General features: G+C 65.4%; 20 protein-coding genes. 6 read left to right on the forward strand and 14 right to left on the reverse strand.

Going from position 1 to position 24,785, the window contains the following annotated elements:
* The first annotated feature begins 21 nt into the window (after nt 1-21).
* Together tsaB and Q4I12_RS06295 are read left to right on the forward strand one after the other, a co-directional pair.
* Nucleotides 22-834, forward strand: a complete 813-nt coding sequence (tsaB, locus tag Q4I12_RS06290) for a tRNA (adenosine(37)-N6)-threonylcarbamoyltransferase complex dimerization subunit type 1 TsaB (RefSeq protein ID WP_204674326.1) — start codon at nt 22-24, stop codon at nt 832-834.
* A 133-nt stretch (nt 835-967) separates the two neighbouring features.
* Entirely contained in the window at nt 968-1,474 is a 507-nt protein-coding gene (locus Q4I12_RS06295; RefSeq protein ID WP_297158523.1) for a hypothetical protein, read from the forward strand.
* Nucleotides 1,475-1,894: 420 nt separating this feature from the next.
* Here the strand turns inward: Q4I12_RS06295 and Q4I12_RS06300 are convergent, their stop codons facing one another.
* Nucleotides 1,895-2,962, reverse strand: coding sequence for a tetratricopeptide repeat protein (locus tag Q4I12_RS06300; RefSeq protein ID WP_302261066.1), 1,068 nt, complete (start codon nt 2,960-2,962; stop codon nt 1,895-1,897).
* 11 nt (nt 2,963-2,973) lie between these two features.
* Entirely contained in the window at nt 2,974-4,761 is a 1,788-nt protein-coding gene (locus tag Q4I12_RS06305; protein ID WP_302261068.1) for an LIC12162 family transferase, read from the reverse strand.
* A gap of 189 nt (nt 4,762-4,950) precedes the next feature.
* On the opposite strand from Q4I12_RS06305, the gene Q4I12_RS06310 reads away from it, so the two are divergent.
* Together Q4I12_RS06310 and rdgB are read left to right on the forward strand one after the other, a co-directional pair.
* On the forward strand, nt 4,951-5,865 hold the full coding sequence (locus tag Q4I12_RS06310) for a DMT family transporter (protein WP_204625522.1): 915 nt from the start codon (nt 4,951-4,953) through the stop codon (nt 5,863-5,865).
* Entirely contained in the window at nt 5,862-6,497 is a 636-nt protein-coding gene (gene rdgB, locus Q4I12_RS06315) for an RdgB/HAM1 family non-canonical purine NTP pyrophosphatase (RefSeq protein WP_278337908.1), read from the forward strand. Before Q4I12_RS06310 ends, rdgB begins: the two co-directional genes overlap by 4 nt.
* A 548-nt stretch (nt 6,498-7,045) precedes the next feature.
* Here rdgB and Q4I12_RS06320 read toward each other — a convergent pair.
* The 8 genes from Q4I12_RS06320 to Q4I12_RS06355 form a co-directional block, all read right to left on the reverse strand.
* The gene (locus Q4I12_RS06320) at nt 7,046-7,597 is read right to left on the reverse strand and encodes a 4Fe-4S dicluster domain-containing protein (protein ID WP_302261072.1); all 552 of its coding nucleotides are present in this window, start codon (nt 7,595-7,597) and stop codon (nt 7,046-7,048) included.
* Entirely contained in the window at nt 7,590-7,970 is a 381-nt protein-coding gene (locus tag Q4I12_RS06325; RefSeq protein WP_168935888.1) for a hydrogenase maturation nickel metallochaperone HypA/HybF, read from the reverse strand. Before Q4I12_RS06325 ends, Q4I12_RS06320 begins: the two co-directional genes overlap by 8 nt.
* A 13-nt stretch (nt 7,971-7,983) precedes the next feature.
* Complete coding sequence (locus tag Q4I12_RS06330) at nt 7,984-9,072, reverse strand: hydrogenase large subunit (protein ID WP_168935889.1); 1,089 nt, start codon at nt 9,070-9,072, stop codon at nt 7,984-7,986.
* Complete coding sequence (locus Q4I12_RS06335; protein WP_168935890.1) at nt 9,069-9,608, reverse strand: NADH-quinone oxidoreductase subunit C; 540 nt, start codon at nt 9,606-9,608, stop codon at nt 9,069-9,071. The genes Q4I12_RS06330 and Q4I12_RS06335 overlap by 4 nt, the downstream gene beginning before the upstream one ends.
* 21 nt (nt 9,609-9,629) lie before the next feature.
* Complete coding sequence (locus Q4I12_RS06340; RefSeq protein WP_204625528.1) at nt 9,630-10,211, reverse strand: 4Fe-4S binding protein; 582 nt, start codon at nt 10,209-10,211, stop codon at nt 9,630-9,632.
* Between the two features lie 215 nt (nt 10,212-10,426).
* The gene (locus Q4I12_RS06345; RefSeq protein ID WP_302261075.1) at nt 10,427-10,876 is read right to left on the reverse strand and encodes an NADH-quinone oxidoreductase subunit B family protein; all 450 of its coding nucleotides are present in this window, start codon (nt 10,874-10,876) and stop codon (nt 10,427-10,429) included.
* 11 nt (nt 10,877-10,887) lie between these two features.
* A complete protein-coding gene (locus tag Q4I12_RS06350; RefSeq protein WP_006007886.1) occupies nt 10,888-11,850 on the reverse strand; it encodes a respiratory chain complex I subunit 1 family protein in 963 nt (320 codons plus the stop codon).
* Between the two features lie 15 nt (nt 11,851-11,865).
* Nucleotides 11,866-15,651, reverse strand: coding sequence for a complex I subunit 5 family protein (locus tag Q4I12_RS06355; RefSeq protein WP_302261077.1), 3,786 nt, complete (start codon nt 15,649-15,651; stop codon nt 11,866-11,868).
* A 113-nt stretch (nt 15,652-15,764) separates the two neighbouring features.
* On the opposite strand from Q4I12_RS06355, the gene tnpA reads away from it, so the two are divergent.
* Nucleotides 15,765-16,193, forward strand: a complete 429-nt coding sequence (gene tnpA / locus Q4I12_RS06360; RefSeq protein ID WP_302260190.1) for an IS200/IS605 family transposase — start codon at nt 15,765-15,767, stop codon at nt 16,191-16,193.
* 235 nt (nt 16,194-16,428) lie between these two features.
* Here tnpA and Q4I12_RS06365 read toward each other — a convergent pair whose 3' ends face one another.
* Both Q4I12_RS06365 and Q4I12_RS06370 read right to left on the reverse strand, forming a co-directional pair.
* On the reverse strand, nt 16,429-17,421 hold the full coding sequence (locus Q4I12_RS06365) for an NAD(P)H-dependent glycerol-3-phosphate dehydrogenase (RefSeq protein ID WP_168935893.1): 993 nt from the start codon (nt 17,419-17,421) through the stop codon (nt 16,429-16,431).
* Between the two features lie 218 nt (nt 17,422-17,639).
* Nucleotides 17,640-17,837 carry a heavy-metal-associated domain-containing protein gene (locus Q4I12_RS06370; protein ID WP_040369785.1) on the reverse strand — a complete coding sequence of 66 codons (198 nt, stop codon included), beginning with the start codon at nt 17,835-17,837 and terminating at the stop codon, nt 17,640-17,642.
* Between the two features lie 112 nt (nt 17,838-17,949).
* Between Q4I12_RS06370 and Q4I12_RS06375 the strand changes: the two genes are divergently transcribed.
* On the forward strand, nt 17,950-20,310 hold the full coding sequence (locus Q4I12_RS06375) for a heavy metal translocating P-type ATPase (RefSeq protein WP_302261080.1): 2,361 nt from the start codon (nt 17,950-17,952) through the stop codon (nt 20,308-20,310).
* 692 nt (nt 20,311-21,002) lie between these two features.
* Here Q4I12_RS06375 and Q4I12_RS06380 read toward each other — a convergent pair.
* Together Q4I12_RS06380 and Q4I12_RS06385 are read right to left on the reverse strand one after the other, a co-directional pair.
* Nucleotides 21,003-21,899, reverse strand: a complete 897-nt coding sequence (locus Q4I12_RS06380) for a tRNA (adenine-N1)-methyltransferase (RefSeq protein WP_302261082.1) — start codon at nt 21,897-21,899, stop codon at nt 21,003-21,005.
* Between the two features lie 292 nt (nt 21,900-22,191).
* Entirely contained in the window at nt 22,192-24,654 is a 2,463-nt protein-coding gene (locus tag Q4I12_RS06385) for a penicillin-binding protein 1A (RefSeq protein WP_168936174.1), read from the reverse strand.
* Between the last annotated feature and the right edge of the window lie 131 nt (nt 24,655-24,785).

Genomic DNA, 24,785 nt, shown 5'->3' on the forward strand with positions numbered 1-24,785 from the left:
CGTCCGGCGGGAGAAATCGATATGGCGACACACGCTGTCCCGGGAACGGGACTGGAGCTGATACTCAACGCCGCTGAAGGCGTGCTGCAGATCGTGGTCACGGAGGATGAGGCCATCCTTTGTGCGCAGGAATGGTACCGCAGCGAGCGGGCCACGGAGATCCTGGCCCCGGCGCTGGCCGAGCTGGCCACGTCGCTGGGCATCCGGTGGAGCGATCTGCGCCGCATCGCCTGCGTGCGCGGGCCGGGCTCCTTTACGGGCATCCGCCTGACCTTGGCCACGGCCGCCGCCCTGCGCCGTTGCGGCCGGGCGCAGCTGGCCGGGCTGGACTACATGCAGGCCCTGGCCACCACGGCCGTCATGCGGCGCGGCATGCTCTACGGCGGCCACGTCTGGGTCCTGACCCATGCCCGCCGCAACCTTGTCCACTGCCAGCCTTTCATCAGCTACGGGCCCGAGATCCCGGCCCAGCCCCTGCAGGGCGTGTCCCTGTGCACGCCGGCCGAGGCCGTGGCGGCCATCACGGCCGATACGGCGGACGCCACGCTGGTCTGCGGTACGGGCCTGCGGCGCAATGCGGACGCCTGCGCGCCGCTGGAAAACCTGCCTGCCGTGACCTGCCTGCCCGCCTGCATCCATGCCTCCACCGAGGCCCTGTGTTTGCTGGCAAGGCATGGTGACTATGCTCCCGAGGACATCGAGCCGCTGTATGTGCGCCCCTGCGATGCCGTGGACAACCTGCCCGATCTGGCCCGTCGCCAGGGCCGGGACAGCGATGCCGCCACCGCCGAACTGGAGCGCCTGCTGCATCTGGCCCCGGGCAGCGAGATCTGATGTTGTGAGGTGATGGGGCGTGTCCTGGGGAAGGGAGACTTTTTCCCAAAGACACGCCCCTCGTGTTTTCTTGCGGGCGTGCCTGCGCCCCGGAGCCCTTCACGGCGACGTCCTTTTCCAAGGAGGAACGCGCATGTCTGATGAACATATCCTTGAAGGCAGCGATGCCGCCGAACGGCCCCTGCTCAGTTATCGCCAGTCCTGGCTGGCCTGGGCCGGACCGGTGCTGATGCTGCTGGTCTGCGTGGCCCTGTGCGTGGCCGGGCAGCGCTACATGCCGGAATTTTTCTGGATTTTCGCGGGCGTGGGCGCCCTGCTGGTGCTGTGTATGGTCTACAGGGTCCTGCTGGTGCGCAGCGTGTACTTGTATGCCGACAGCAAGGGCGTCTGGCTGTACCGGGGCATCCTGCCCTGGAACCGGGGCGCCGTGGGCGTCAAATGGCGGGACATGGAAGATGCGGCCTTCACCTCGGGTTTCAGCAGCTGGCTGTTCAACAGCTACACCGTGCGGGTGGGCAACCGTTTTTCGCAGCAAAGCGAGATACTGGTGCACAACATCGCCAACGGACGCGAAGCCGTGAACCAGCTCAACGAGCTGCAGGGACGTTTTTGCGGTCGTGCCGCCCGGCATGACGACTGATCCTCCCCGTCTGAACCGGGGAAAGAGATACGAGAGGGGGAGGGGCGTTTTTTGGTAAAAACTGCCCCTCCCCCTCTCGCGCTCTTCCCCACCCCGAAAAAACTTTTCTTCTGGTCTGTATGGCGGGTCTCCGTCGCTGTATGGCGGGCATGGCGTCGCAAGGCTGGATCGGCCCGGCGCAAGGCTCGCGCTTCGTCCATATATTCCTCTGGATGGCATAAAAACGCCCCGTATCGTCTTGATACGGGGCGTTTCTGTGCTGCCGGGGAAAACAGGACGCCCGGCACGGTTTCGGCGTCTCTGATGACCGTCAGGGGCCATAATAAAAGTTTTAGGGAAGGAGAGGGGGAGTATGAGGGGGAGAGGGAGGACCCTTTTCCAAAAGGGTCTCCCTCTCCCCCTCATAAAAAATCTCCGTCGTTACTTGCGATTCTGGGCGCGCAGATAGGCCTTGGCGTCAGGGTCGCCGTTCTTGGCGGCCAGACGGTACCAGCGGGTGGCTTCGGAAAGGTTGCGCTGCACGCCGGTGCCCTGGTCGTACATAAGGCCCAGACTGTACTGGGCGGCGGGCTCGTTCTGGTCAGCCGCCTTGCGGTACCATTCCACGGCCTTGGCGTAGTCCTGCGGCACGCCGCGGCCCTGTTCGTACATGAAGCCCAGATTGTACTGGGCCTCGGCATAGCCGCGCTCGGCGGCACGGGTGTACCATTCCACAGCCTTGAGGTTGTCCTGGGCAAAGCCGCGGCCTTCGGCGTACATGTAGGCCAGATTGTTCTGGGCCTTGAGGTGGTCCTGTTCGGCGGCGCGCTGGAACCAGTGGGCCGCCTTGGTGTCGTCCTGGTTGCTGGCCTTGGCGTTGAGGTACATCCAGCCCAGGGAGTACTGGGCATCGGCCAGGCCCTGGTTGGCGGCACGGCCGTACCAGTCGATGGCCTCGTTCTCGCTTTTGCGCACACCGCGGCCGTGGGCGTAGAGGTAGCCCAGATTATACTGGGCCATGGCCAGGCCCTGCTCAGCGGCCTTGCGGAACCAGCGTCCGGCCTCGCCGTAGTTGCGCCGCACGCCGTCGCCCGTGGCCAGCGCGGTGGCCAGCGCGTTCTGGGCGTTGGCCAGGCCCTTGTCGGCGGCCTGACGGAACAGGGTCACGGCACGCTGGGGGCTCTTTTTGACGCCGCGCCCGTCCTGGGTCAGGCGGCCGAGGATGTACAGGGCCTCGGCATTGCCGTTTTTGGTGAGCGGGGTGAGCAGGGTGACGGCTTTTTTGTAATCCTTGCTGTCCAGGGCGCTCTGGACTTCGCCCAGCACGGCTTCCGCGGCGCGCTCTTCGGGACTGGAGCCGCTTTCGGCGGCCTGAGCGGCGTCAGGGGCGGGAGCCGCGGTATCGGCCGCCGGGATGGGCGCGGGCAGCAGCAGGGTCAGGGCCAGGACGGCGGGCAGGGCGAACAACGGCAGGCGGCACAGGGCGCTGCCGGTGGACATACGGGACATGGGAGGTCTCCTTACAGGCGTTGCAGCAATGAAACGATATGGGCATCCGGGCCCTTGGGATCGACGAAGGCGTGCTCGCGGCAGAAGGCCCGGCGGGCGGACTGGACGCGCTCATCCAGCCACCAGCGGGCGGGGTTGTCCCAGACTTCCCGGACCTTGGCGGCGGCCGCCTCGGCGGAAGGCTGCCAGATGCCGGCCTCGGCCAGCAGGTCCAGCCGGGCCAGGGCTTCGTCGGTCATGGGCCAGATGGATCTGTCCCAGTAGGCGATGGTGGGCACATTGGCCGCCAGGGCCTGGAGCAGGGTGGTGCCGTGATGGTCCAGCACCATGAGGGCGCAGGTGAGCATCCGGGCTTCCAGCGGGCCGCTGCACAGGCGCACATGGGGGAAGCGCGGCAACAGCCAGGGCGCATCGTCCAGCGAGCCCGGCGCGTCGAAATGGGGGCGGTAGAGGATCTTGTCGTGCAGGCGGCGGGGCAGATCCTCAAGGAACCACTGCTTGTCTTCCCGGTACTGGAGCCATTGCAGGGGCGTGGGGCGCGAGTCGAGACGGTGCCCGTACAGGGGCATCTCCGCGCCTACGAAGAGCAGAGTATCGTCGCCGCCGCGCCACTGGTCGGCCATGTTGGCCAGCAGGGGATAGGGCAGCGGCAGGAACTGGCCGCCCTTGCCCGCACCCGTGGCCTCGTAATGGCTCCAGCCCCAGGTGCCGAACGCGTGCTGGCTGAACTCCACCAGCGGGGTCTCGCACAGGCAGCGCACCTGGCCCACGTTGCCCCCGTGCTGGACGAACATGACACGGTGGCCGCGGGCACGCCAGAGGGCCAGCTTCTGGCGGTAATGGGTATCCTCATGCGCACGGACCGAGGCCACGCGCACGCGCGGGACACGCGCCGGGGCGACGTGGTCGGGATGATCCAGCTCGGCAAGGGTCTGGGGCAGGGCGCCGATGAAAATGGGCAGGGGATCGAGCGGCAGGTCGTGCTCCACACCGGTGGCCGCGCTGCCGAAATGGGCGGCCAGAGGGCGGCTGGCATCGGACTGGCGGCTGGGATGGAGCAGGGCCAGCGAATAGCGCAGGGCCTGATGCAGCCGCATGCCGCGCAGGGGCGGGCAGGGCAGGCGCAGCACGCAGGAGCGCGCCCAGGCCCGCAGGCGCTGTTTCAGGCTGCCGCTGTCTTCCGGCGGGATGAGCCGGCCATAGGAGGCGCACACGGGCAGGGCGTAGGAGCGGGTCCAGCGTTCGGGCCAGACGGCCTCCAGCAGGCGGGACATGAGCCAGGTGTTCCAGTCCGCGCCCAGGGCGCCGCTCATGACGAAATCGTGTTCCGTGGCGAAGGAAAAGGCGCAGTCCTCGGGCAGCAGCTCCACATGCAGGGGCAGGTGGCCCCAGTCCTCCACCATGGCGCGCACGCGCAGCCAGCGTTCCACCAGCTGGCGCGCCACCGTGCAGGCCCAGGGCGTCAGCAGGGTCTCCCAGTAGACGCCGGGCAGGTCGATCTCGTCCGGGCCCAGCAGGGTGCTGACGGGATTGTTTTCCTCGGCGCGACGGCGTTGCAGGTCCAACAGGTGCCGCCCCAGGGCGGGGATGCTGTCCACGGTCAGGGACTGGGCCATGAGCACGGCCCTGTCCAGGGTGGCGGGATCGCGCAGGGGCTCCCGGCCGAAGACGAAGCTGTCTTCCCAGCCGGGAAAGAAATCTTCTTCCGTATCGAAACACCAGGGCCCGGCTGCCCAATGGGTATCGGGATCGGCCCCACGGGGCATGAGCCCCAGGACAAGGTGGCGCGTCTGAGCCATGAGAGCAAACCTTGGTGGAAGTGGGCAGCGGGGGAACCCCGTGCGGGAGTGGAGACAGTGCGACATGCGTCGCGTAACGGCCAAGATAGCCGGTTTGCAGGGAAAAGGAAAGACTGCCCCGTCCCGCTTTTGCCATTTGCAGGGCAACCTGTTATGAGAGCGCAGGAGGACGGCAGCGCCGGGAAAAGCATGAAACAGAACACATCAGGCTACTTGCTGGCCCTGCTGGCCGTGGTCATCTGGTCGGGGAATTTCGTGGTGGCGCGCGCCGTGGCGGACATGATCCCGCCGTGGCAGTGCAACTTCTGGCGCTGGTTCACGGCCTTCGTCACCATCCTGCCCTTTGCCTGGCGCCATCTGCGCGAGGACTGGCCCGCTCTGCGCCGTCACTGGCGTTTTGTGGTGGTCATGTCCCTGCTGGGCGTGACGCTGATGAACACCTTTTTCTACAAGGCCGGGCAAAGCACAGAGAGCCTGAACATGGCCCTGATCGCGCCCACGGCCCCCATCATCATCCTGATATTCTCGCGCCTGCTCTACGGTGAGGCCATCACCCCGCGCCGTCTGCTGGGCATGCTGGTGGTGGCCACAGGCATCGTGATCCTGGTCAGCCGCGGCGATATGGAACGCCTGGCGGCCCTGCGCTTTGCCCCCGGTGACCTCTGGTCCCTGGGCGGAGCGGCAAGCTTTGGCCTGTATTCGCTGTTCATGCGCCACCGGGGCACGGATCTTTCGGTCTTCGGCTTCAGTGCCGCCACCTTCGGGCTGGGGGCGCTGTTCTGCGTGCCGCCCGTGCTGGCCGAGATGTGCTGGCTGCCGCCCGTGCAATGGGAGCCTGCCGTCATCATAGGCGTGCTCTATGCCGGGGTGGGCTGCTCCTTTTGTTCCTTCTGCCTCTGGACGGCCGCCATCAGCCGTATCGGGCCCGTGCGTGCGGGCATCGTCTACTACAGCATGCCCGTCTTCGCCGCCACGGGGGCCCATATCGTCCTTGGGGAGGCCGTCAACACGGCCCAGGTGGTGGGCGGCATGCTCATCATCGGCGGCATCCTGATCGCGACACTGCAACGACCGCACCTGCCGGTGCGCAAGGAGAACTCATGAACGACAACGGAAAGCTGCGGGTGGTGTTGGCCACCCATAATGCCGGCAAGATCCGGGAACTGGCCGATCCCATGGCCGACTTCGGCATCGAGGTAGTGGGCCTTTCCCTCTTCCCCGAGATCGGCGAGATCGAAGAGACCGGGACCACCTTCGAAGAGAACGCCCTCATCAAGGCCCGTGCCGTGTGTGCCGCCACCGGCCTTGTGGCCGTGGCCGACGACTCCGGCTTGGAAGTGGACGCCCTGGACAAGGGCCCCGGCGTCTATTCCGCCCGCTATTCCAACGACTGGGAAAGCCTGCCCGGCGAGAGCGTGGACAAGCGCAACATGCGCAAGCTGCTTTTCGAACTGCGCGATGTGCCCCAGGCCCGCCGCTCCTGCCGCTTCGTGAGCTGTATGGTGGCCGTGCATCCCGACGGCCGCGAGCTTGTGGTGCGCGGTACCTGGGAAGGTCGCATCCTCGAAGAGCCCCTGGGCGAGAACGGCTTCGGCTACGATCCCCTGTTCTGGGACGAGAGCATCCGCAAAAGCGCCGCCCAGCTCACCCGTGACGAGAAGAACGCCCGCAGCCATCGCGGCAATGCCCTGCGTGCCCTGCTGGCCCGCTGGTCCGATTTCATGGCCGGGAAGTAGCCCGGGAGCAGATCGGTGATGCGGGGAAAGGGGCTCGTCGCTGCTGCCGATGCCAGTAAAGTTCCTGCCCCGTTGATGGGGACGGCCTATCGTTTTTGAGGGAAGAACCTCCTCATTGTTGCTGTCGATGCCCGTAACGCTCCCTTGTCGCTAACGGGCACGGCCTGCGGCCGCCATCCGGTCGCTGCTGGCGCGAGAGGGGTTCCCCCCTCAAACTCCCCCCTCCCCAGCGCGCTTTATCGCGGTGCCTTCGGCCCCGACGGGGGCCGGCGACAAGGCTGTTTGATGCAAAGCAAGAGAGCGTCCCCACTGCCGCATGATACGCGGCAGTGGGGACGCTCCATTATTTTTGTGCGGGAGATGCTCCGGACAGGATGCCCGCGGCTTTCCTGTGCTCCAACTGCAGGGAGCAGGCCGGGACGGATAAAAGTTTTTGGAAGGGAGATGGGGGAGCACGAGGGGGAAGAGGGAGAACCTTTTTTCAAAAAGGTTTCCCTCTTCCCCCTCGTCAAAACGCGGCTGCCATGCAGCCTGTGGGCCCGTGGGCGCTATTCGGCGGCAGCGGGCTTTTTCTTTTCGGGCTTGGGCGCTTCGATGACGGTGCCGTCGGGCTCCACCATGGAAAGGGCGTGCACGGGGCAGGCCTCCATGCAGGCGGTGATCTTTTTGCCGTTCTCTTCACGCCAGGCCTTGCACATGTCGCAGCGCACGGCCACTTCGCGGCGGCTGCGCTGGGCCATGGTCTCGCCGCCTTCTTCGGGCATGCCGATGGTATCCAGCGAGATGGTGCCGTAGGGACAGACGGCGATGCACATCTTGCAGGCCACGCACAGCTGCACGCGCATGGTGATGCGACCGTCCTCTTCCTGCTGCAGGGCGCCGGTGGGGCAGATGTTGCAGCAGGGGGCGGGGGTGCACTGGTGGCAGCGCACGGTGGTCTTGAAGCCTTCGGCCTTGACCACCTGCACGCGCGAGACCAGCACGTCGCGGTGCTTCATGGCTTCCTTGAAGGTCATCCCGTGGTGCGCGGCGATACAGGCCACTTCGCAGCGGCGGCAGGCGCGGCATTTGTCGGGTATTACCTGAATATGCTCAATCATGGCTTTCCTCCGGCTCCACCTCCAGATTGGTCATCACAAGACCGTGTCCGCCGGTGAAGCGTATGGCGTCGCTGCCGCAGTGGGGGCAGGTAAAGTGCCTTCTGTGCAGCTCGAATGTATGTCCGCAATCCGTGCAGCGGCAGGGCAGGGGAGCGGTCTGCAGGATGAGCTCCGCGCCTTCGGCCATGCCGCCCTGGGCAAAGATCTCGAAGCAGCCTTTCAGGGTCTGCGGCTCCACACAGGAGATGAGGCCCAGCTCGCAGGTGATGCTGCGGATGCGGCGCACCCGTTGTTCCGGGTGGGCCGCATTGTGGTCTTCCACAGTTTTCAGGGCTATCTTGAGCAGCCCCTGGACAAGACTGGCTTCGTGCATCCTTGTTTCCGGCCTAGCGCTCCGTGCAGGAGACGCAGGGGTCGATACTGTTGGTGATCAGGGCCACGTCGGCCACGGCGCAGTCGCGCATCATGACGCCCAGGGCCTCCCAGTTCATGTACGAAGGCACGCGCCACTTGAGTCGGGCCGGGATGTCCGTGCCGTTGGTACGGATGTAGTAGAAGACTTCGCCGCGGGGCGCTTCGCTGCGGGCGCAGGCTTCGGCCGTGTGGATCTGGCGCATGGGCACGCAGTGGGGGCCTTCGGGCATGCGTTCGCAGCACTGGCGGATGAGCTTGAAGGATTCGAAGATCTCGTCCAGGCGCACCATGGTGCGGGAGTGGATGCAGCAGCCGTCATGGGTGATGCTCTTGAACTCCAGGTCGGGATAGGCCGCATAGGGCGAATCCTTGCGCACGTCGATGGCGATGCCGGAACCGCGCGCCACGGGGCCCACCACGCCCAGGCGCAGGGCGTCTTCCCTGGGCAGCAGGCCCAGGCCCTTGGTACGGCCCAGGACCATGGCGTTGGTGGCATAGATCTCGCGGATCTCGTCCACGGCGGGCTCCACCTTGTCGATCATGCCCAGGATGTACTTGAGCATGTCCGGGGGCACGTCGCACTTGACGCCGCCGATGCAGTTGGAGGCCAGGTTCATGCGGTTGCCGTACACGGTCTCCTTCACGTCCTGCATCATCTCGCGCACTTCCATGACGTGCATGAACAGCGACTTGAAGCCGATGATGTGGGCCTGGATGGCGGTGTTGAACAGGTGCGAGGCCACGCGCTTGATCTCTTCGGCCAGCACGCGCAGGTAGCGGGCGCGGACGGGGATCTCCATGCCCAGCACGTTTTCCACGGCCATGCTGTAGGTGAAGCTGTGGCTGTTGGAGCACAGGGAGCAGACGCGCTCGGTCAGGGTGACGTTCTTGATGAGGTTGCGCTGGGTGGCCAGGGCTTCCATGCCGCGGTGCACGTGACCGGAGGTCAGCTCCACCTTGCGGATGGTCTCGCCTTCCACGGTGAGGTTGAAGTAGACGGGCTCTTCAAGCGCCACATGCACGGGGCCCAGCGGCATGTTGAAAGTGGTGAGCTTGCTCATGCGCGTTCCCCTTCCTTTTCTTTCAGAATGCGTTCCCAGAGGTCCGTGGTGCAGGCCCCGTTCATCATGATGGACAGCGGCACGGCCTCGTTGAGGATGCCGGCGTCCAGTTCCTCGTCAAGGAAGAGGCGGCGCGGGTTGGGCTGGTTGGCCACGCGGATGCCGTACAGTTCCATCATCTCGCGCTCATGCCAGTCGGCATTGGCGAACAGGGGGGTGATGGAAGGCACGGTGTTGTGTTCGGCGGTCAGGGTGACGGTGATGTTGTAGACCACGCCCTGCAGCTCGAAGTGGTAGCACAGTTCCTGCTGCTGTTCGCCCAGCTGCTTCAGGTTGTAGGCCGTGATCATGCACAGACGGGCATGGGCGCCCTGCAGGGCGGTGGCGGCCTGGCTCATGAAACGGGGATGGTCCAGACGGAACCAGTGGAAGGCGTTGCCGTAGGCGTCGGTGCTGTGATGTATGGCTTTGTCGCGGGTGCAGAGGGCTCCCAGAGCCTCTATGAGCGCGGCGTTGCCTTGCAGAATCTCTTGCATGTTCAATCCTCGTAAAAACGGCTAATCCGTGGTGGGCGCGGCAGAAGCGGGGGTCTGGGCGGGCTCCATGGCTTTGTGGGGCTCGGGCAGATGACAAAGGCTGCGTTTGGCGTCCTCGATCTGGCGGCACTTGGGGCACAGGTGACGGATCTGGTCGGGGTCGATCTCGCTGTTCTTGGCGTAGAGTTTTTCCGCCAGTTTGAGCGGCAGGGGCCGCATGAGGGTGCCGCAGTGCGAGCAGGGTTCGTAATTGATGGTCTGCTGCTCCACACGACCGAACTTTTCGGACTCCAGGTGGGCCGAATGCCAGTCATTGGTGATGCTCATGGCACCGGTGGGGCAGTACTGGCGGCAGGAGGCGCACAGACAGCAGGAGTCCTGCCAGACCGTGATGGTGTAGCCGCTGTTGTCCGGTTTCTGGCGGATGTTGATGGCCCCGGCGGCACAGACATGACGGCACACGCCGCAGCCCATGCACAGGTTGGGGTCGATCTTCACCCGGCCCCGCAAGCGCTCGGGCGTGAATGTTTCACCCAGCGGGAACGGGTCCGTGCTGGGGCCTTGCAGCAGATTGCGGAACAGAATTTTCAGAAAACCCGCCATAATTATTCCTCCGGGCCCGGGCGCGGGCCTTTGGGCGTACGGGGAATCAGGCCGCAGACGTGGTGGCATATGCCGCAGCGCCGGCAGGGCTGATCCCCGGAAGTTGTCTCGGCAGCGGGGGAGGCACCGTCAAGAGGTGCGGTACCGTCAGCGGGAGCGGCGTCACGCAGCCCCAGCCAGACGGCCAGCCGATGCAAAGGCTTCCCCCTGTCCATTTATTCCTCGATGCCCAGCTTTTTGAGCCACATCTTGCGTGCCAGCACCACGCCTTCCAGGATGGCCTGGGGGCGGGGCGGACAGCCGGCCACGTTCACATCCACGGGGATGTAGCGCGAGATGGGGCCCTCGATGGAGTAGCCTTCGCGGAACACGCCGCCGGAGATGGGGCAGATGCCCACGGCCACGGTGATCTTGGGCTCGGGGATCTCGTTCCAGACCGCGAGCACGCGGTCGCGCACACGGGTGGTCAGCGGGCCGGTGATGAGCACGATGTCGGCATGGCGGGGGCTGCCGCAGTACCGGCACCCCAGGCGTTCCACGTCGTAGCGGGGGATGCAGGCCGTGGTGGCCAGTTCCACGTCACAGCCGTTGCAGGAGCCCGCGTTGATGCGGAAGAGCCACGGCGAGCGTACCGACAGTTTCTTGAGCATGTTGTCCAGACTCATGCCCGACCTCCTTACAGCGCCCACACCAGCACTAGGCTCACCAGAGCCAGGACGGTGGGGACCTTCACATAAAAGCGGAACGCCTGGTCGATGCGGAAACGCCCGGTGGCGGACTTGACCAGGGTCAGGGACAGCAGCATCAGCACCAGACATTTGAAGACGAACCAGATCAGGTTGACGATCCAGAAGTCGGAGATGGTGCCGGGGAAGAACAGGGCCACGCCCAGGCCCAGGACCACGAAGGTCTTGAGGGCGGAGCCGATCTGGAACAGGGCCAGCAGGGGGCCGCCGTATTCCAGCAGGGGACCTTCCAGCACTTCGGTCTCGGCTTCGGGGATGTCGAAGGGCGGCACGCCCATGGTGCCGGGCAGGAAGATCAGGTAGGCCAGCAGGGCCGGGATCATGACCGGGTTGAGGCCCAGGGAACCGGCGTTTTGCTGCCAGTCCACGATGGCCAGCAGCGAGAACTCGGCACCGGTACCGGTGGCCTTGCCCACGAGCATGGCCACGGCCAGCAGGATCATGAGCAGGGGGGTCTCGTAGGCCAGCATCATGAGCATCTCACGCGAGAAGCCCATGGCGCCGAAGGGCGAGCTGGAGGCCGAGCCGCCCAGCATGATGGCGATGGCCGGGATGGGCAGCAGGTAGAAGAGCACCAGCAGGTCGCCCATGTTGTACAGGCCGCTGAACACGCCGGGCACGGGGATGAAGGCCGCACAGACGGCCATGCCCGCAAAGCCCACCACGGGCGCGGCCAGGAAGACACTGCGCACGGCCGTTTTGGGGATCAGGGTCTCCTTGGTCAGCAGTTTGGCGATATCCAGCAGGGGCTGGATCAGCGGCGGGCCCACGCGGCGCTGCAGGCGGGCCTCGACGCGACGGTCAAGGCCTTTGAACAACAGCCCCACAGCCAGCGCGAACAGGCCGCCGGGGAAAATGCACATGTGCAGCACACCAAGAATGATGTCGGTCATCTCGGTTTCTCCTTCCTAGCTCTTGTTGTCTACGCTGGTATTGCCCGGGAACCAGGCCAGGCGGCGAACCAGCCCGCCGTAGATGCCCGAGGGCGCCATGCGGCTGGTGCCCACCTCGGTGGGCAGACCGCAGGTATGCACGTCCACTTCACGCAGCACCACGAAGCGGCGCACGAAGTACCAGCCCGCGGCGGCGGCGATGGCCATCATCACGCTCAGGCCGGTGGCGTTCCAGGCACCGGGGCCTTCCTGCAGGCCCGAGAGGCCCACCACCAGGCTGCCGGCGTTGTAATCGCCCAGGATGGCGTTGATGGGCCAGAGCATCAGGCCGGGGAAGATGCCGGTGATGATGCAGCCGATGGCCAGGATGGCCATGGGCACACGCATGGTCAGCGGGGCTTCCTGCACATGATCCAGATGCTTGGAAGGCTGGCCCAGGAAGGCCGCATGCAGGAACTTGGCGATGTAGGCCAGAGTCAGCACGCTGCCCACCAGGGAGAGCAGGGCCAGGAAGGGCTGGTCCGCCTGCATCAGGGCGTGGTAGATGATCCACTTGGACGAGAAGCCGCTGGTGGGCGGCACGCCGACCACGGACAGGCCGGCGATGGCGAACATGCACAGGGTGAAGGGCATCTTGCGGCCGATGCCGCCCAGGTCATCCAGGCTGTCGGCGTGGGTGGCGAACATCACGGCGCCGCAGACGAGGAAGAGCAGGTCCTTGAAGAACACGTGGTTGATCACGTGCAGCATGCCGCCCGCGTAGCCCAGGGCATCGCCGGCAGCCACGGCCAGCACCATGTAGCCGATCTGGCTCACGGTGGAGTAGATGAAGACCAGCTTCACGTTGTTGACCAGCAGGGCCTGGGTGGCGGCCATGACGATGGTGATGCCGCCGATCCACATGACCACGGTCTGGATCAGTTCATTGGGCCAGGCGGCGCTGACGCCGATCATGGCCAGGCTGCCGCCCATGAGCATGAAGAGCTTGATGAGGCCCAGGATGGAGCTCTTCAGCAGCACCGAGGATATGTAGCCGGACACGGGCGTGGGGGCCAGGGCCGGATGCATCTGCCAGTCGATGCGGAAGGGCAGCTGGGCGGCCTTCATGACGAAGCCGAGGGCCAGCAGGGCGGTACCGCCCCAGACGACCCAGCCGGGCAGCAGGAAGATCTTGGTCAGGTGCTGCATGGACTCGGAAGAGAACGGCGTGGCCGGACCGAGCACACAGACGCCCACGAAGATGAAGCCGGCGCCCAGCACGTTGAAGAAGAAGTACTTGAAGGCTTCGCGCAGCGAGGCCTTGTCGCCTTCATGGGCGATGGCCATGTAGAGCGTCCACGAGCTCATGATCTCCCAGAACAGGAAGAACTGGAAAAGATAGGTGCTGGCGGAGATGCCCACCAGGCCGCCGCACATGGCGGTGAAGGCACAGTAGAAGCGCCACTGGGTGTGGCTGTGGGACATGTAGCCCTGGGCGTAGAAGACGTTCAGGGCGCCGATGAGCGGCACGATGAGCGCGAAGCAGTAGCTCAGGGTATCCAGGTCGCGGCCCAGGAAGATCACCAGGGCGGCGGTCAGCAGCAGCACGAAGGCGCTGGAGCGGGCGGCCCAGATGGGATTGCGGCGGAAGAAGGCCGGCAGCAGGGCACCGAACACGGGCACGGCCACATAGATGGGCCAGGGCGCCATGACGGACTGGAGCACGACCAGATCCATGGAGGCCGGGGCGAAGCAGGCCGAGGCCACGGGGATGACCAGCGTGAGCGGGGCCCAGGGGGCCAGGCCCAGCAGCAGGCTGAGGGCGGCCAGGGCCATGAGGGCGCCGCGGATGGACCACGGGGCCTCTTCCACCATGGGCAGGTCGGCGGGACGTTCCTCGAAGACCAGGGTCTTGAGGATGCGCACGTAGTAGATGGCACCCACCAGGGAGCCGATGAGGATCAGGGCCGCCAGCGCGGGATGACCGGCATGGATGGCGGACTGGATCATCAGGTATTTGCTGAAGAAGGCGGTGAACGGCGGCAGGCCCATGATGCAGATGAGGCCCACGGCCATACAGCTCACGGTCCAGGGCATGCACTGGCCAAGACCGCGCAGGTCGGCGAGCTTGCGGCTGCCGGCCCGCAGGATGAGGGCGCCCGCACCGAGGAAGAGCAGGTCCTTCATGATGGCGTGGCTGAGCATGTGCGACAGGGCGCCGGCCGTGGCCAGCCAGGTGCCCATGCCCAGCACCAGGGCGATCTCGCCCAGCTGGCCCAGGGTCGAGTAGGCCAGCATGCGCTTGATGTCGTCCTGCTTCAGGGCCATGAGCTCACCGAAGATCAGGGTGGCCGCGCCCATGAAGGTCAGGATGGAGCCGAACCAGGACAGGCCGAAGACCTCGGCCTTGGCGAACAGGGCGCCGTTGGTCTGGCCCAGCAGCAGGACCACGATGCCGAACATGCCCATCTTGGTGATGATACCGGACAGGGGACCGGACACCGAGGAAGGCGCGGCGGGGTGGGCATCGGGCAGCCAGGAGTGCAGGGGCACCAGACCGGCCTTGACGCCGAAGCCGACGAGGCAGAGCAGGGCGGCCATGTTCAGCACATGGGGCGAAAGCAGGGCGCTCTGGATGCGGACATCGGCAAGGCCCAGGCCGCCGTTGCCCAGCAGCAGCATGCCGGGCAGCATCAGCAGGGCGCCGCCCGCGCACATCAGGTAGTATTTGAAGCCCGCGTCAAAGGCCACGCGGTTGGCTTCGTGCACCACCAGGAAGTAGGAGGCGAAGGTCATCAGTTCCCAGTAGCCGTACATGGCGGCCATGTCGGGCGTGGAAACGATGCCGGCCAGAGAGGCGAAGGTCAGCAGCAGGAAGAACCAGTACCAGCCCTGCCGGTGGGCGTGGGCCATGTAGCCCAGGGAGTACACCGAGACGATGAAGGCGATGAAGCCGATCATCACCAGGAAGAGCAGGGCCACGGGCGCGGGCGCATCCAGCGTCAGGGTCGCGGCCAGGGCGGCGGCACAGGCCAGCACGCCAAGGTGGGGCATCCAGCGGAATTTCGCCCAGGCGGCCACGCCGCAGACGAAGGCGCCGGCAAAGTAGATCCAGAAGGCGGGATGCACGGTGGCGTGGGCCACCTGCAGGCCGGCCCAGCCGGCGGCCACATCCAGCATGGGGCCGCGGGCCAGGCCCATGAGCGCCACCAGCACGCCCAGCACCAAGGTCAGGGCGTCGGAACGGCAGCTGCCGGAGGCAGCGCCGTCATAGGCGGTGCTACAGGGCTGCAGGAAGCACTGGCGCAGGGCGTCCACATGCAGGGCGATGAGGACCGTGGCCGTGACGGCCGCCAGCACGGTGCAGAACAGGCCGCAGTGCAGGGGCAGGGAAGAGGCCAGTATGCCCTGGGTGATAAAAAGACGCCCTTCCGGGATCAGGAAGGGCGAACCGCCCACGCTGGCCATGAGGCCGAGGGCGAACAGGGCACCATTGACGGGCTGGAGTTTGACGGCCCCGCGCAGGGCCGCGAAGGTCGCCGACGGAGCGGCGGGCCCGGCCAGGGAGTTGAGGGCGCTCCAGCTCAGGCCGCGGGCCAGCAGCTGGAAGGCCACGAACAGCCAGACGCCTGTACCGGCGGCGGCATTGGCCGCACCCAGCGCCATGCAGATGAGGCCCGCGTCATGCACGGCCCCCCACAGGATGAGCCGGCGGGCGTTCTGCCGCTGGCGGATCGCCTGCCATGCGCCGTACAGCAGGAACAGCAGGCCCGGGATGAAAAGGATGAAGGAACCGCTTGCCGTGTAGGATGGTATTGTCATACGCGCCCCATTGTCTGCCGGGTAAAAAGTACAAAATTATTGTCCCACTCAGGGAGGGGTAAAACCCCCACCTTTAGGTGGCGGCTTTAGCGTTTCTTTTGTAGTCTGTGGGCATGAGCAATTATCGTAAAGGCTCCCACAGTGTTTTTTCAATTCACCTGCACCTGGTCTGGATAACCAAGTACAGGAAAAAGATTTTGTCAGGCGACATCGCCCAGAGAGCCAGGTCGCTGATACGCGGCATCTGTGAAAAGCATCAGGTGGAAATTCTCAAAGGACATATAGCACCCGACCATATCCATCTTTTCGTTTCGATTTCACCAAGCCTTGCTGTGAGCAAGTTGATGCAACAACTGAAAGGCCGAACCGCGCATGCCATGATAAATGAATTTCCATTGTTGCGCCGCCAGTACTGGGGACGTCATATGTGGGCGCGTGGCTATTTCTGTTGCAGCAGTGGCAATGTGACCGATGAGGTCATTAAGCAATACATCACGCAACAGGAAGATGCAGATGAAACCTTCCGAATTGAGGGGGAATGACTTCAGCCTGCTTCAGCAGGGGCCATACCGGCTTTAGCCGGAACGCGACTTTAGTCGCCACGGTGAATCCACCGGCTTTAGCCGGTGGAGTGTTCAATGCAGAGGACGTGGATGCGCGTCATCTGCCCGTGTTTGCCCTTCCGGCGGGATATCCTCGTGAAAAAAATTTTTTTCACGATTAGCCTAAAGATACGCGACACTCCTGACTGGTGCAAGCCTTTTTTTGGCTTGCTTGTCATTCCTGGCGCAAAGTCCTCGTCATCAGACGCATGACCGCTTCGCGGGGGGATTCGCCCCCGTGCAGCAGCCCCTGGACGGTATCGGTCACCGGCGTCTCCACGCCCAGCCGCCGGGCCAGGTCGTAGACCGCCGAGGTGGTCTTGACCCCTTCGGCCACCATGCCCAGGCTGGAGGTGATGTGCTCCAGGCTCTCCCCCTGTCCCAGGCGCAGGCCCACCTGCCGGTTGCGGGAAAGGTCGCCCGTGCAGGTCAGCGCCAGGTCGCCCAGGCCGGAAAGGCCCATGAAGGTGGCCGCCTGCGCCCCGCAGGCCTCGCCGATACGGCTCATCTCGGCCAGGCCGCGCGTCAGCAGGGCCGCACGGCTGTTGTGTCCCAGCCCCAGCCCGTCGCAGACGCCGGCCGCTATGGCCATGACGTTTTTCAGCGCGCCGCCCAGTTCCACGCCCAGCACGTCGGTGCTGGAGTAGCAGCGGAAGGTGGCGCAGGAAAAAAGTTCACGCAGACGGCAGCCCAGCGCTTCTTCCGCCGTGGCCAGCACCACGGCCGTGGGCTGGTCGCGCACCACTTCGGCTGCGAAGGACGGCCCGGAAAGCATGGCATAGTGGAACGGCCTGCCCGCCAGCTCTTCCGCCACGATGCGGCTGCACGGGGAAAGCGTGCCCAGCTCCAGCCCCTTGGCGGCATTGATGAGCACGGGCTCGGGATGCAGATGGTCCCGCATGGCGTGGAGCCAGCCGCGCAGCTGCTGGCAGGGTATGGCCAGCAGAAGGAGCTCGGTACCCAGCAGTTCCGGCCCCGTCCCGGCCTCCAGGTCGGGATGCAGGGCAAGCCCCGGCAGGTAGCGCGGGTTCTCGTGCCTGGTATTGATGGCCTCGGCCACGGCGGCATCACGCAGCCACAGGCGCGTCCTGTGCCCGCGGACTGCCAGCAGATGCGCCAGGGCCGTGCCCCAGCTGCCGCCACCGGCCACAGTGATGGTGTGTCGCATGTTCTCTCCTGACGATCTGCGGACAATAAAACTCTTCGTTATTACGGCTTTTGTGCCATCACGGCAAGTAGGGAACGCTTGTTGTTCTATGCGTGTAGAATCATTGAAATAAATTAGAAAATATTTCATAAGATATTTTTTAAGGAAAAAGCGCCTGCCGTTTGGGGACAAAAAAAGGCCGCATGCGCGGCCTGAAAAAGATGTGGCGGTCGTGGGGGTTATTGGGGATCGAAGCCGATGTCGAAGATGGCCTGACGCAGGGCGGCCTCATCGACCGGAGCGCTTTCTTCATAGCGCAGTTCCTTGGCGTCCAGGTCCACCACGGGGTTGCTCACGCCGGGGATCTTGGCGGCGGCTTCTTCCACAGCGGCTTTGCAATGGCCGCAACGCATGCCGTTGACTTTGAGGATCTTCATGCGACACTCCTTGCTGTGTTCCCACATATTGATTTTCATTTTCAATGGGAGCACCATCAGGAATAATACTGCCGGAACGGAGCGTCAAGACCACCGGCAGGCAGGAGGTTTTATGGAAACGCGAAAGGCAGGTCCCTTGCGTTTTGATATCGGCGGCATGCATTGCGCCGCCTGCTCCTCACGTATCGAACGCGTGGTGGGGCGCATGGAGAACGTGGAGCGCATCGCGGTCAACCTGGCCACGGCCAAGGCGCAGATCTGGCTCAAGCCGGGCACGGAAAGCGAGACGGTGCCCCTGATCATGGAACGCGTGGCGGGCATGGGCTTCAGTGCCGTGCCGTCACAGGAAGAGGACGTGGCCGTCCAGTACGAGAAAAAACGCCGGCAGGACGAAAAGGACCGGCGCGTGCGTCTGGGGCGTCTGGGCCCCATGCTGGTCTTTGCCGTGCCCCTGCTCATCCTCTCCATGGGACATATGCTGGGCATGCCCCTGCCCGCCTGGCTCGATCCGCACCACGCGCCCCGCACCTTCATGCTGGCGCAGCTGGCCCTGACCCTGCCCGTGGTCTGGCTGGGCCGCCATTTCTACCGCGAAGGTCTGCTGGCCCTGGGCCACAAGGCCCCCACCATGGACAGTCTGGTGGCCGTGGGCACGGGATCGGCCCTGCTCTACAGCCTGTGGACGACCCTGCTGGGCCTTGCGGGCAGCGATCCCCAGCTGCGGGCCATGAACCTTTACTATGAATCCGTGGCCGTGCTGCTGACCATGATCGAGCTGGGCCAGTTCCTGGAGGCCACGGCCAAGCGCAAGGCCGGGGACGCCATGGGCGCGCTGCTGCGCCTGACGCCGGAAACGGCCCTGCGTCTGGAAGCTGACGGCCAGAGCCGCGAGATCCCGCTGGCCGAGGTCATGCCCGGCGATACCCTGGTCATCAGGCCCGGCGCCCGCATCCCCGTGGACGGCAGCGTGACCGGCGGCAAGAGCGCCGTGGACCTTTCCCTGCTGACCGGGGAATCCATCCCCGTGGCCGTGGGCCCCGGCGACAGCCTCGTGGCCGGGAGCGTCAACGGTGAAGGCGCCCTGACCATGACCGCCGAACATGTGGGGCAGGACACCCGTCTGGCCCGCATCATCCGGCTGGTGCGCGAGGCCCAGGGCAGCAAGGCCCCCATCGCCCGACTGGCCGACCGGGTGAGCTTCTACTTCGTGCCCGCGGTCATGGGCATCGCCACCCTGGCCGGGCTGGCCTGGCTCATCTTCAGCGACGAGCCCGCCACCGTGGCCGTCACGGTCTTCGTGGCCGTGCTGGTCATGGCCTGCCCCTGCGCCATGGGCCTGGCCACGCCCATGTCCATCATGGTGGGCACCGGACGCGGCGCCCAGCTGGGCGTGCTCATCAAGAACGGTGCTGCCCTGGAGCAGGCCGGCCACGTCCGGGCCATCGCCGTGGACAAGACCGGGACCCTGACCACCGGCAAGCCCGTGCTGACCGGAGTCATCCCCCTCGCCGCCCATGACGAGCAGGCCCTCGTCACACTGGCCGCCGCGCTGGAGGCCCGCTCCGAGCATCCGCTGGCCCTGGCCCTGGTGGCCGCGGGCAAGGAACGCGGCTGCCCCGCCTGCCCCGTGGATGCCGTGGACGTGGCGCCCGGCCTGGGCATCGCCGGTGTGGTGACGCTGGACGGTACGGCCTGGCGCGTGGCCCTGGGCAATGTCGCTTTCATGGAGCAGAACCGCATCGCTCCCGATGCCGCAGTGCTGGAACGTCTGGCCTCGCTGGCCGAGGCCGGGCAGACGCCGCTGCTGCTGGCGCTGGCTCCGGCCCGTGCCGCCCTTGCCGCTGCCGGTGATGACGACAGCGCCCGCTGGCAGTGGGACGACCTCCAGATCGCGGGCATCCTCTCACTGGCCGACGCCTTGCGCCCCGAATCCGCCGCGGTGGTGGCCCGCCTGCACGAGATGGGCATCCGGGTGGTCATGCTCACTGGTGACAACGAACGCACCGCCCGGGCCGTGGCCCGACAGGCCGGTCTGGCTGACGCCGACGTGGCCGCCGGACTGTTGCCCGCCGAAAAGGCCGAGCGCATCCGTCGGCTCCAGGCCGAAGGCCTGCTGGTGGCCATGGTGGGCGACGGCATCAATGACGCCCCGGCCCTGGCCGTGGCCGACGTGGGCATGGCCGTGGGCAGCGGTGTGGACGTGAGCGCCGAAGCCGGGGACATCGTCCTCATGCGCGGCGGCATGGACGCCGTGCTCACAGCTCTGGCTCTTTCCCGCGCCACCATGCGCAACATCCGCCAGAACCTGGGCTGGGCCCTCGGCTACAACCTGCTGGGCCTGCCCGTGGCCGCCGGGCTGCTGCATGTCTTCGGCGGGCCCATGCTCTCGCCCATGATCGCCGGCACCGCCATGGCCCTGTCGTCCTTCTCCGTGGTCAGCAACGCGCTGCGGCTACGCTTCTTCAAAGTATAGGCGGGTATTGTCTGCTGTTTGTTTGCAGGGGGGAAGGGAAACCTTTTTGGAAAAAGGTTCTCCCTTCCCCCCTTGCATCCCCCCATCCTTTCCAAAAACTTTTATTTTGAACGATGGCAGTGACGGGAGGGGCGGCGGTCTGGTCGCCGGCTGCCGGTCTCCATTTGGAAAGGTTGGACGTAGGTGGGAAGGCTGTGTCCCGGGTCGCAGAGGACGGGCAAAGTCCGTCGGGATCGGGGGGACAGGTCTGCCGCCGTCCTGCCGTATCCGGCATAAAAAAGAGAACGTCCAAAGACGTTCTTTTTTTGTGCGTTCAGGCAGAGGACGGCACAGTTTTCCGAGAGAGGCTCCAGCCGTCGCAGCTGCATGTGATTTTTGGCGATGTGCCGCGTTGTTCCCTGCTGTGAGGCAGCGGCGGGGAACAGCATCCCGACCAGAGAAAAGTTTTTCAGGGTGGGGGGAGAGCGCGAGAGGGGGGAGGGACAGTTTTTACAAAAAACGTCCCTCCCCCCTCTCGTTTATCCTGTCAGAGCAAGCCTGACGTAACGTCCTGTTGTCGCGCAGCCAGCGGCGGGGACCAGCCATCCGGCTAGGGAAAAGTTTTTTCAGGGTGGGGGAGAGCGCGAGAGGGGGAGGGACAGTTTTTACAAAAAACGTCCCTCCCCCTCTCGTTCAAAAAAGCGTTGCGGAAACTATTCGTCGTCGCCGGCGGTCTCGCCGTCGTCGTGGGGATTGGCGCCGCTTTCGGCAAGGCGGGCCTGACGGGCGGCTTCCTGCTTGCGCTGGCGGGTGCCCAGGGGGCGGCTGTATTCGAAGTCGGCACTGCGCTCCTGATGGCGGCAGAAGATGAGGAAGCCGGTATGGGCGTTCATGCGGTCTTCGGGGCGCAGGCGGTCAGCCACGGGCTTCCAGTTGCGCATGAGGATCTCGCAGACTTCGATGTCGGCGAAGGGGCCCTTTTCCAGACCCATGAGCAGCTTGCTGACCTGGTCCACAGTGGGCACGAGGAAGCCGAACATGGCGCCGGGCTTTACGGCTTTGACGGCGTGGTCGAGGTATTCCCAGGGGGTGCGCACATCGAGGAAGAGGGCGTCGGCGTTGTCGATGCAGAAACCGTCGGCGATGTCGCGGTGGACGATCTCCACGTTGTCGCCCACGCCGGCCCATTCGAGGTTGCGGCGGGCCAGCTTCATGAATTCTTCGCGGGCCTCGTGGCTGACGACGCGGCCGGTGGGGCCGCAGAACCAGGAAAGACCGGTGGTCAGGCCGCCGGAACCGCAACCGGCCTCGATGATGGTACGGCCGGGACCGGCGCCGAGGCGCAGGCAGATGTAGGCGATATCCTTGGGATAGATGATCTGGGTCTGGCGCTTCAGGCCCTTGAGACGGTCGTGCAGGGTGGCTTCCAGCACACGGATGGGGATATCCAGACTGGTGCGCACTTCGCTGCCGAAGTTGGCGGCGTGTACGGCTTCGGCGCTGAGGACGCCGTCGTTGCTGTGCCAGTCCTGACCTTCCTCAAGGCGCTTGATGTAGCGCCGGTCCTTGTTGGGGGTGACGTAGACCACCAGAGAGCCGTAGGGGATCATGTGTTTCCTTGTGGTTGGAGTGGGTCGGGGCAGGGCGCGGGCACTGCCCGGAAAGGGGCGCCGCAGGGCAGGGGCTGCCGGGCGGCCGGGGCCTTTCGTTATGGTCCGGGCCTGCCTGTCCGCGAAGGGGCGGGGCAGGGCGATCTGTGCTATGTGGCAGCGCCCGCAGCCCGTGCTGCGGAGGCTTCGGGTACATCAGGCGGGGCCTCCATCCGTCGGAAGGAGGCCCCGCAGTGTGCGTGTGTCTGTTTTTCAGAGGCTGTCCCCTGTGGGGACGGCTCTGGTTAGGGAGCTAGAACATCTGCCGCATGAGGTCTTCACCGCCACCGGAGGTATCGGGAGTCTCCGGGGTACTGCTGCCCGTGGCCGGGTCCTCGCTGGCGTTGTCGATGGCCGAGAGGCCGGGGCCGGGCACGCCCTGGAAGGCCAGACCGTCTTGCATGGTGATGCCGGGCGGCATGGTGAAGTCCTGGGGCTGGTCGTTGTACAGGTCTTCGATCTGGCTGCGGTAATAGCGGAAGATGGGGGCCGCGGTACGCCCGCCCTGTTCTTGCTTGCCCAGGGACTGGAGCTGGTCGAAGCCCACATAGACGCCCGTGACCAGAGAGGGCGAGAAGCCCACGAACCAGGCATCGTTCTCGTCGTTGCTGGTGCCGGTCTTGCCGGCGATGACGTGGCCGTCCACACGGGCGCGGCTGCCGGTGCCGGAGTTGACCACGTTCTTGAGCAGGGTGGCCATCTGGTAGGCGTTCTGCGGGGTGAGGGCCTGCCAGTGCTGGATGTCCTGCCGGTAGAGTTCGCGGCCGTTGTTGTCGGTGATGGAGGTGATGATGCGCGGGCGCACGCCCAGGCCCTGGTTGGCGAAGGCGGCGTAGGCCTGCGTCAGGTTGAGGGGCGAGACCGCCACGGCACCGAGACTGATGGACAGTTCCTGCGGGAAGTGGGGTTCGAGACCCAGCATCTTGGCGCGCTGGATGACGTTGCTGATGCCCACCTTGTGGGCCAGGCGCACGGTGCAGGTGTTGCGGGAAAGAGTCAGGGCCTCATAGAGCGGCATGATGCCGCGGAAGTTCTTTTCGTAGTTGCCGGGGCGCCAGACTTCGTTGGTGTAGGGGTTCACGTAGACGAAGGGGCCGTCCAGCACCGAGGACGTGGGCGTGAAGCCGAAGTCCAGGGCCGTGGAGTAGACCACGGGCTTGAAGCTGGAACCGGGCTGACGCCGGGCCTGGGTAGCGCGGTTGAAGTGGCTGTCGCCGAACTGGTAGCCGCCGATGAGGGCCACCACGTCGCCGCTCTGGGTCTCTACGGAAGCCAGAGCGCCCTGCACCAGCGGCTCCTGCTGGAGGAGCAGGGTGATGGGCTTTTGCGGCGAGGCCGTGGCGGGATCGAAGTCCACGGTCTTGGTGGCGGCCTTGCCCTTTTTGCCGCCTTCGGCCTGGACGGTCACGGGCGCGGCCGAGACCATGATCAGATCGTTGACGTTCAGCACCTTGCGGGCGTCACGCACGGCGGGAGCCCCCCAGCCGGAGATCTTGCGGTTGGGGGTACGGGCCCAGGACATGTTGGCCACGGGGATATAGCCGGTGTAGCCCTTGCCCAGCAGGACGCGGGCGCCCTTGGCGTCCACGGCCGTGACCACGGCCTGCACCCAGGCCTTGCCCATGAGGTCGGCGGGGGCGAAGGTACTTTTTTCGCGGAACTCGGTCACCTCCGCGGGGGAGAGCTTCTTGACCGGGCCGCGCCAGCCCTGGCGCTTGTCCAGTTCTTCCAGACCGCGGCGCAGGGCGGCGCCCGCGGCATCCTGCTGCACGGGGTCCATGGCGGTGCGCACGGTGAGGCCCGCGGTGTAGACGTATTCCTCGCCGCTCTTCAGGGTATCGATGCCCAGGGTGCGCAGGTTCTCTTCGGTGAAGAATTCCACCAGCAGGCGGCGGGCTTCTTCAAAATACCATTTGGAGGCCCCGCCGCGGTTCTCGGGCATGCTCCAGTAGACCAGGGGCTCGTTGATGGCCTGCTGGTACTGTTCCTCGGTGATCCACTTGAGGGTGCGCAGACGGCCAAGGACGTACATCTGGCGGGCCTTGGCGGCCTCGGGATGCCGGAAGGGATTGTAGCGGCTGGGGGCCTGGGGCAGACCGGCGATGACGGCGCTCTCGGCCAGGGTGATGTCGGAAGCATGCTTGCCGAAATAGGTACGGGCCGCGGCTTCCACGCCGTAGGAGTGCTGTCCCAGATAGATATAGTTGAGGTAGGTCTGGAGGATGTCGTCCTTGCTGACGGTGTGCTCCAGCCGGTAGGCCAGGATGGCTTCCTTCATCTTTCGGGTATAGCTGCGTTCCGAACTCAGCAGGAGCTGCTTGATGATCTGCTGGGTGATGGTGCTGCCGCCCTGCTGGCCGCCGCCGGAGGCCTTGTTGCGCAGGTTGTAGATGAAGGCACGCACGATGGCCACGGGATCGACGCCATGATGCTGGTAGAAGGAATCGTCTTCCGCAGCCAGGAAGGACATGGGCAGCCAGGGAGACATCTCCTTGAGGGTGATGCTGTAGCGTTTTTCCGTGGCAAGGGTGCCGATGGTGGAGCCGTCACGGGCCAGGATGACCGTGGCCTGCGGGGCTTCGTAACCAGTAAGGCGTTCCAGGTCGGGCAGGTCGCGTGAGGCCCAGTAGAACAGGCCGGCCACGGCGGCACAGCCGAGGATGCCCAGCGTGAACAGCAGACCGAAGGACCAGAGGAAGACTTTTTTTACGTTCATGGCAAGGCGGATACCGTTTTTTTGTCTGCGCGTAAAGGGAGGGCGCGGGGCGCCGCGGGCCGGGACAGAAAAAGGCGTCCGCCTGCGAGAGGGGACGCCTGAAAGGGAAAAGGCGGGACGAAGCCCCGCCT

It is taken from the genome of Desulfovibrio piger (assembly GCF_951793255.1).
Classification (GTDB): Bacteria; Desulfobacterota; Desulfovibrionia; order Desulfovibrionales; family Desulfovibrionaceae; genus Desulfovibrio.

What these genes read in the sequence shown, in the direction of transcription:
- tsaB (WP_204674326.1), top strand. Translation starts at nt 22, where the DNA reads ATGGCGACACACGCTGTCCCGGGAACGGGACTGGAGCTGATACTCAAC.
- Q4I12_RS06295 (WP_297158523.1), top strand. Translation starts at nt 968, where the DNA reads ATGTCTGATGAACATATCCTTGAAGGCAGCGATGCCGCCGAACGGCCC.
- Q4I12_RS06300 (WP_302261066.1), bottom strand. Translation starts at nt 2,962, where the DNA reads ATGTCCCGTATGTCCACCGGCAGCGCCCTGTGCCGCCTGCCGTTGTTC.
- Q4I12_RS06305 (WP_302261068.1), bottom strand. Translation starts at nt 4,761, where the DNA reads ATGGCTCAGACGCGCCACCTTGTCCTGGGGCTCATGCCCCGTGGGGCC.
- Q4I12_RS06310 (WP_204625522.1), top strand. Translation starts at nt 4,951, where the DNA reads ATGAAACAGAACACATCAGGCTACTTGCTGGCCCTGCTGGCCGTGGTC.
- rdgB (WP_278337908.1), top strand. Translation starts at nt 5,862, where the DNA reads ATGAACGACAACGGAAAGCTGCGGGTGGTGTTGGCCACCCATAATGCC.
- Q4I12_RS06320 (WP_302261072.1), bottom strand. Translation starts at nt 7,597, where the DNA reads ATGATTGAGCATATTCAGGTAATACCCGACAAATGCCGCGCCTGCCGC.
- Q4I12_RS06325 (WP_168935888.1), bottom strand. Translation starts at nt 7,970, where the DNA reads ATGCACGAAGCCAGTCTTGTCCAGGGGCTGCTCAAGATAGCCCTGAAA.
- Q4I12_RS06330 (WP_168935889.1), bottom strand. Translation starts at nt 9,072, where the DNA reads ATGAGCAAGCTCACCACTTTCAACATGCCGCTGGGCCCCGTGCATGTG.
- Q4I12_RS06335 (WP_168935890.1), bottom strand. Translation starts at nt 9,608, where the DNA reads ATGCAAGAGATTCTGCAAGGCAACGCCGCGCTCATAGAGGCTCTGGGA.
- Q4I12_RS06340 (WP_204625528.1), bottom strand. Translation starts at nt 10,211, where the DNA reads ATGGCGGGTTTTCTGAAAATTCTGTTCCGCAATCTGCTGCAAGGCCCC.
- Q4I12_RS06345 (WP_302261075.1), bottom strand. Translation starts at nt 10,876, where the DNA reads ATGAGTCTGGACAACATGCTCAAGAAACTGTCGGTACGCTCGCCGTGG.
- Q4I12_RS06350 (WP_006007886.1), bottom strand. Translation starts at nt 11,850, where the DNA reads ATGACCGACATCATTCTTGGTGTGCTGCACATGTGCATTTTCCCCGGC.
- Q4I12_RS06355 (WP_302261077.1), bottom strand. Translation starts at nt 15,651, where the DNA reads ATGACAATACCATCCTACACGGCAAGCGGTTCCTTCATCCTTTTCATC.
- tnpA (WP_302260190.1), top strand. Translation starts at nt 15,765, where the DNA reads ATGAGCAATTATCGTAAAGGCTCCCACAGTGTTTTTTCAATTCACCTG.
- Q4I12_RS06365 (WP_168935893.1), bottom strand. Translation starts at nt 17,421, where the DNA reads ATGCGACACACCATCACTGTGGCCGGTGGCGGCAGCTGGGGCACGGCC.
- Q4I12_RS06370 (WP_040369785.1), bottom strand. Translation starts at nt 17,837, where the DNA reads ATGAAGATCCTCAAAGTCAACGGCATGCGTTGCGGCCATTGCAAAGCC.
- Q4I12_RS06375 (WP_302261080.1), top strand. Translation starts at nt 17,950, where the DNA reads ATGGAAACGCGAAAGGCAGGTCCCTTGCGTTTTGATATCGGCGGCATG.
- Q4I12_RS06380 (WP_302261082.1), bottom strand. Translation starts at nt 21,899, where the DNA reads ATGATCCCCTACGGCTCTCTGGTGGTCTACGTCACCCCCAACAAGGAC.
- Q4I12_RS06385 (WP_168936174.1), bottom strand. Translation starts at nt 24,654, where the DNA reads ATGAACGTAAAAAAAGTCTTCCTCTGGTCCTTCGGTCTGCTGTTCACG.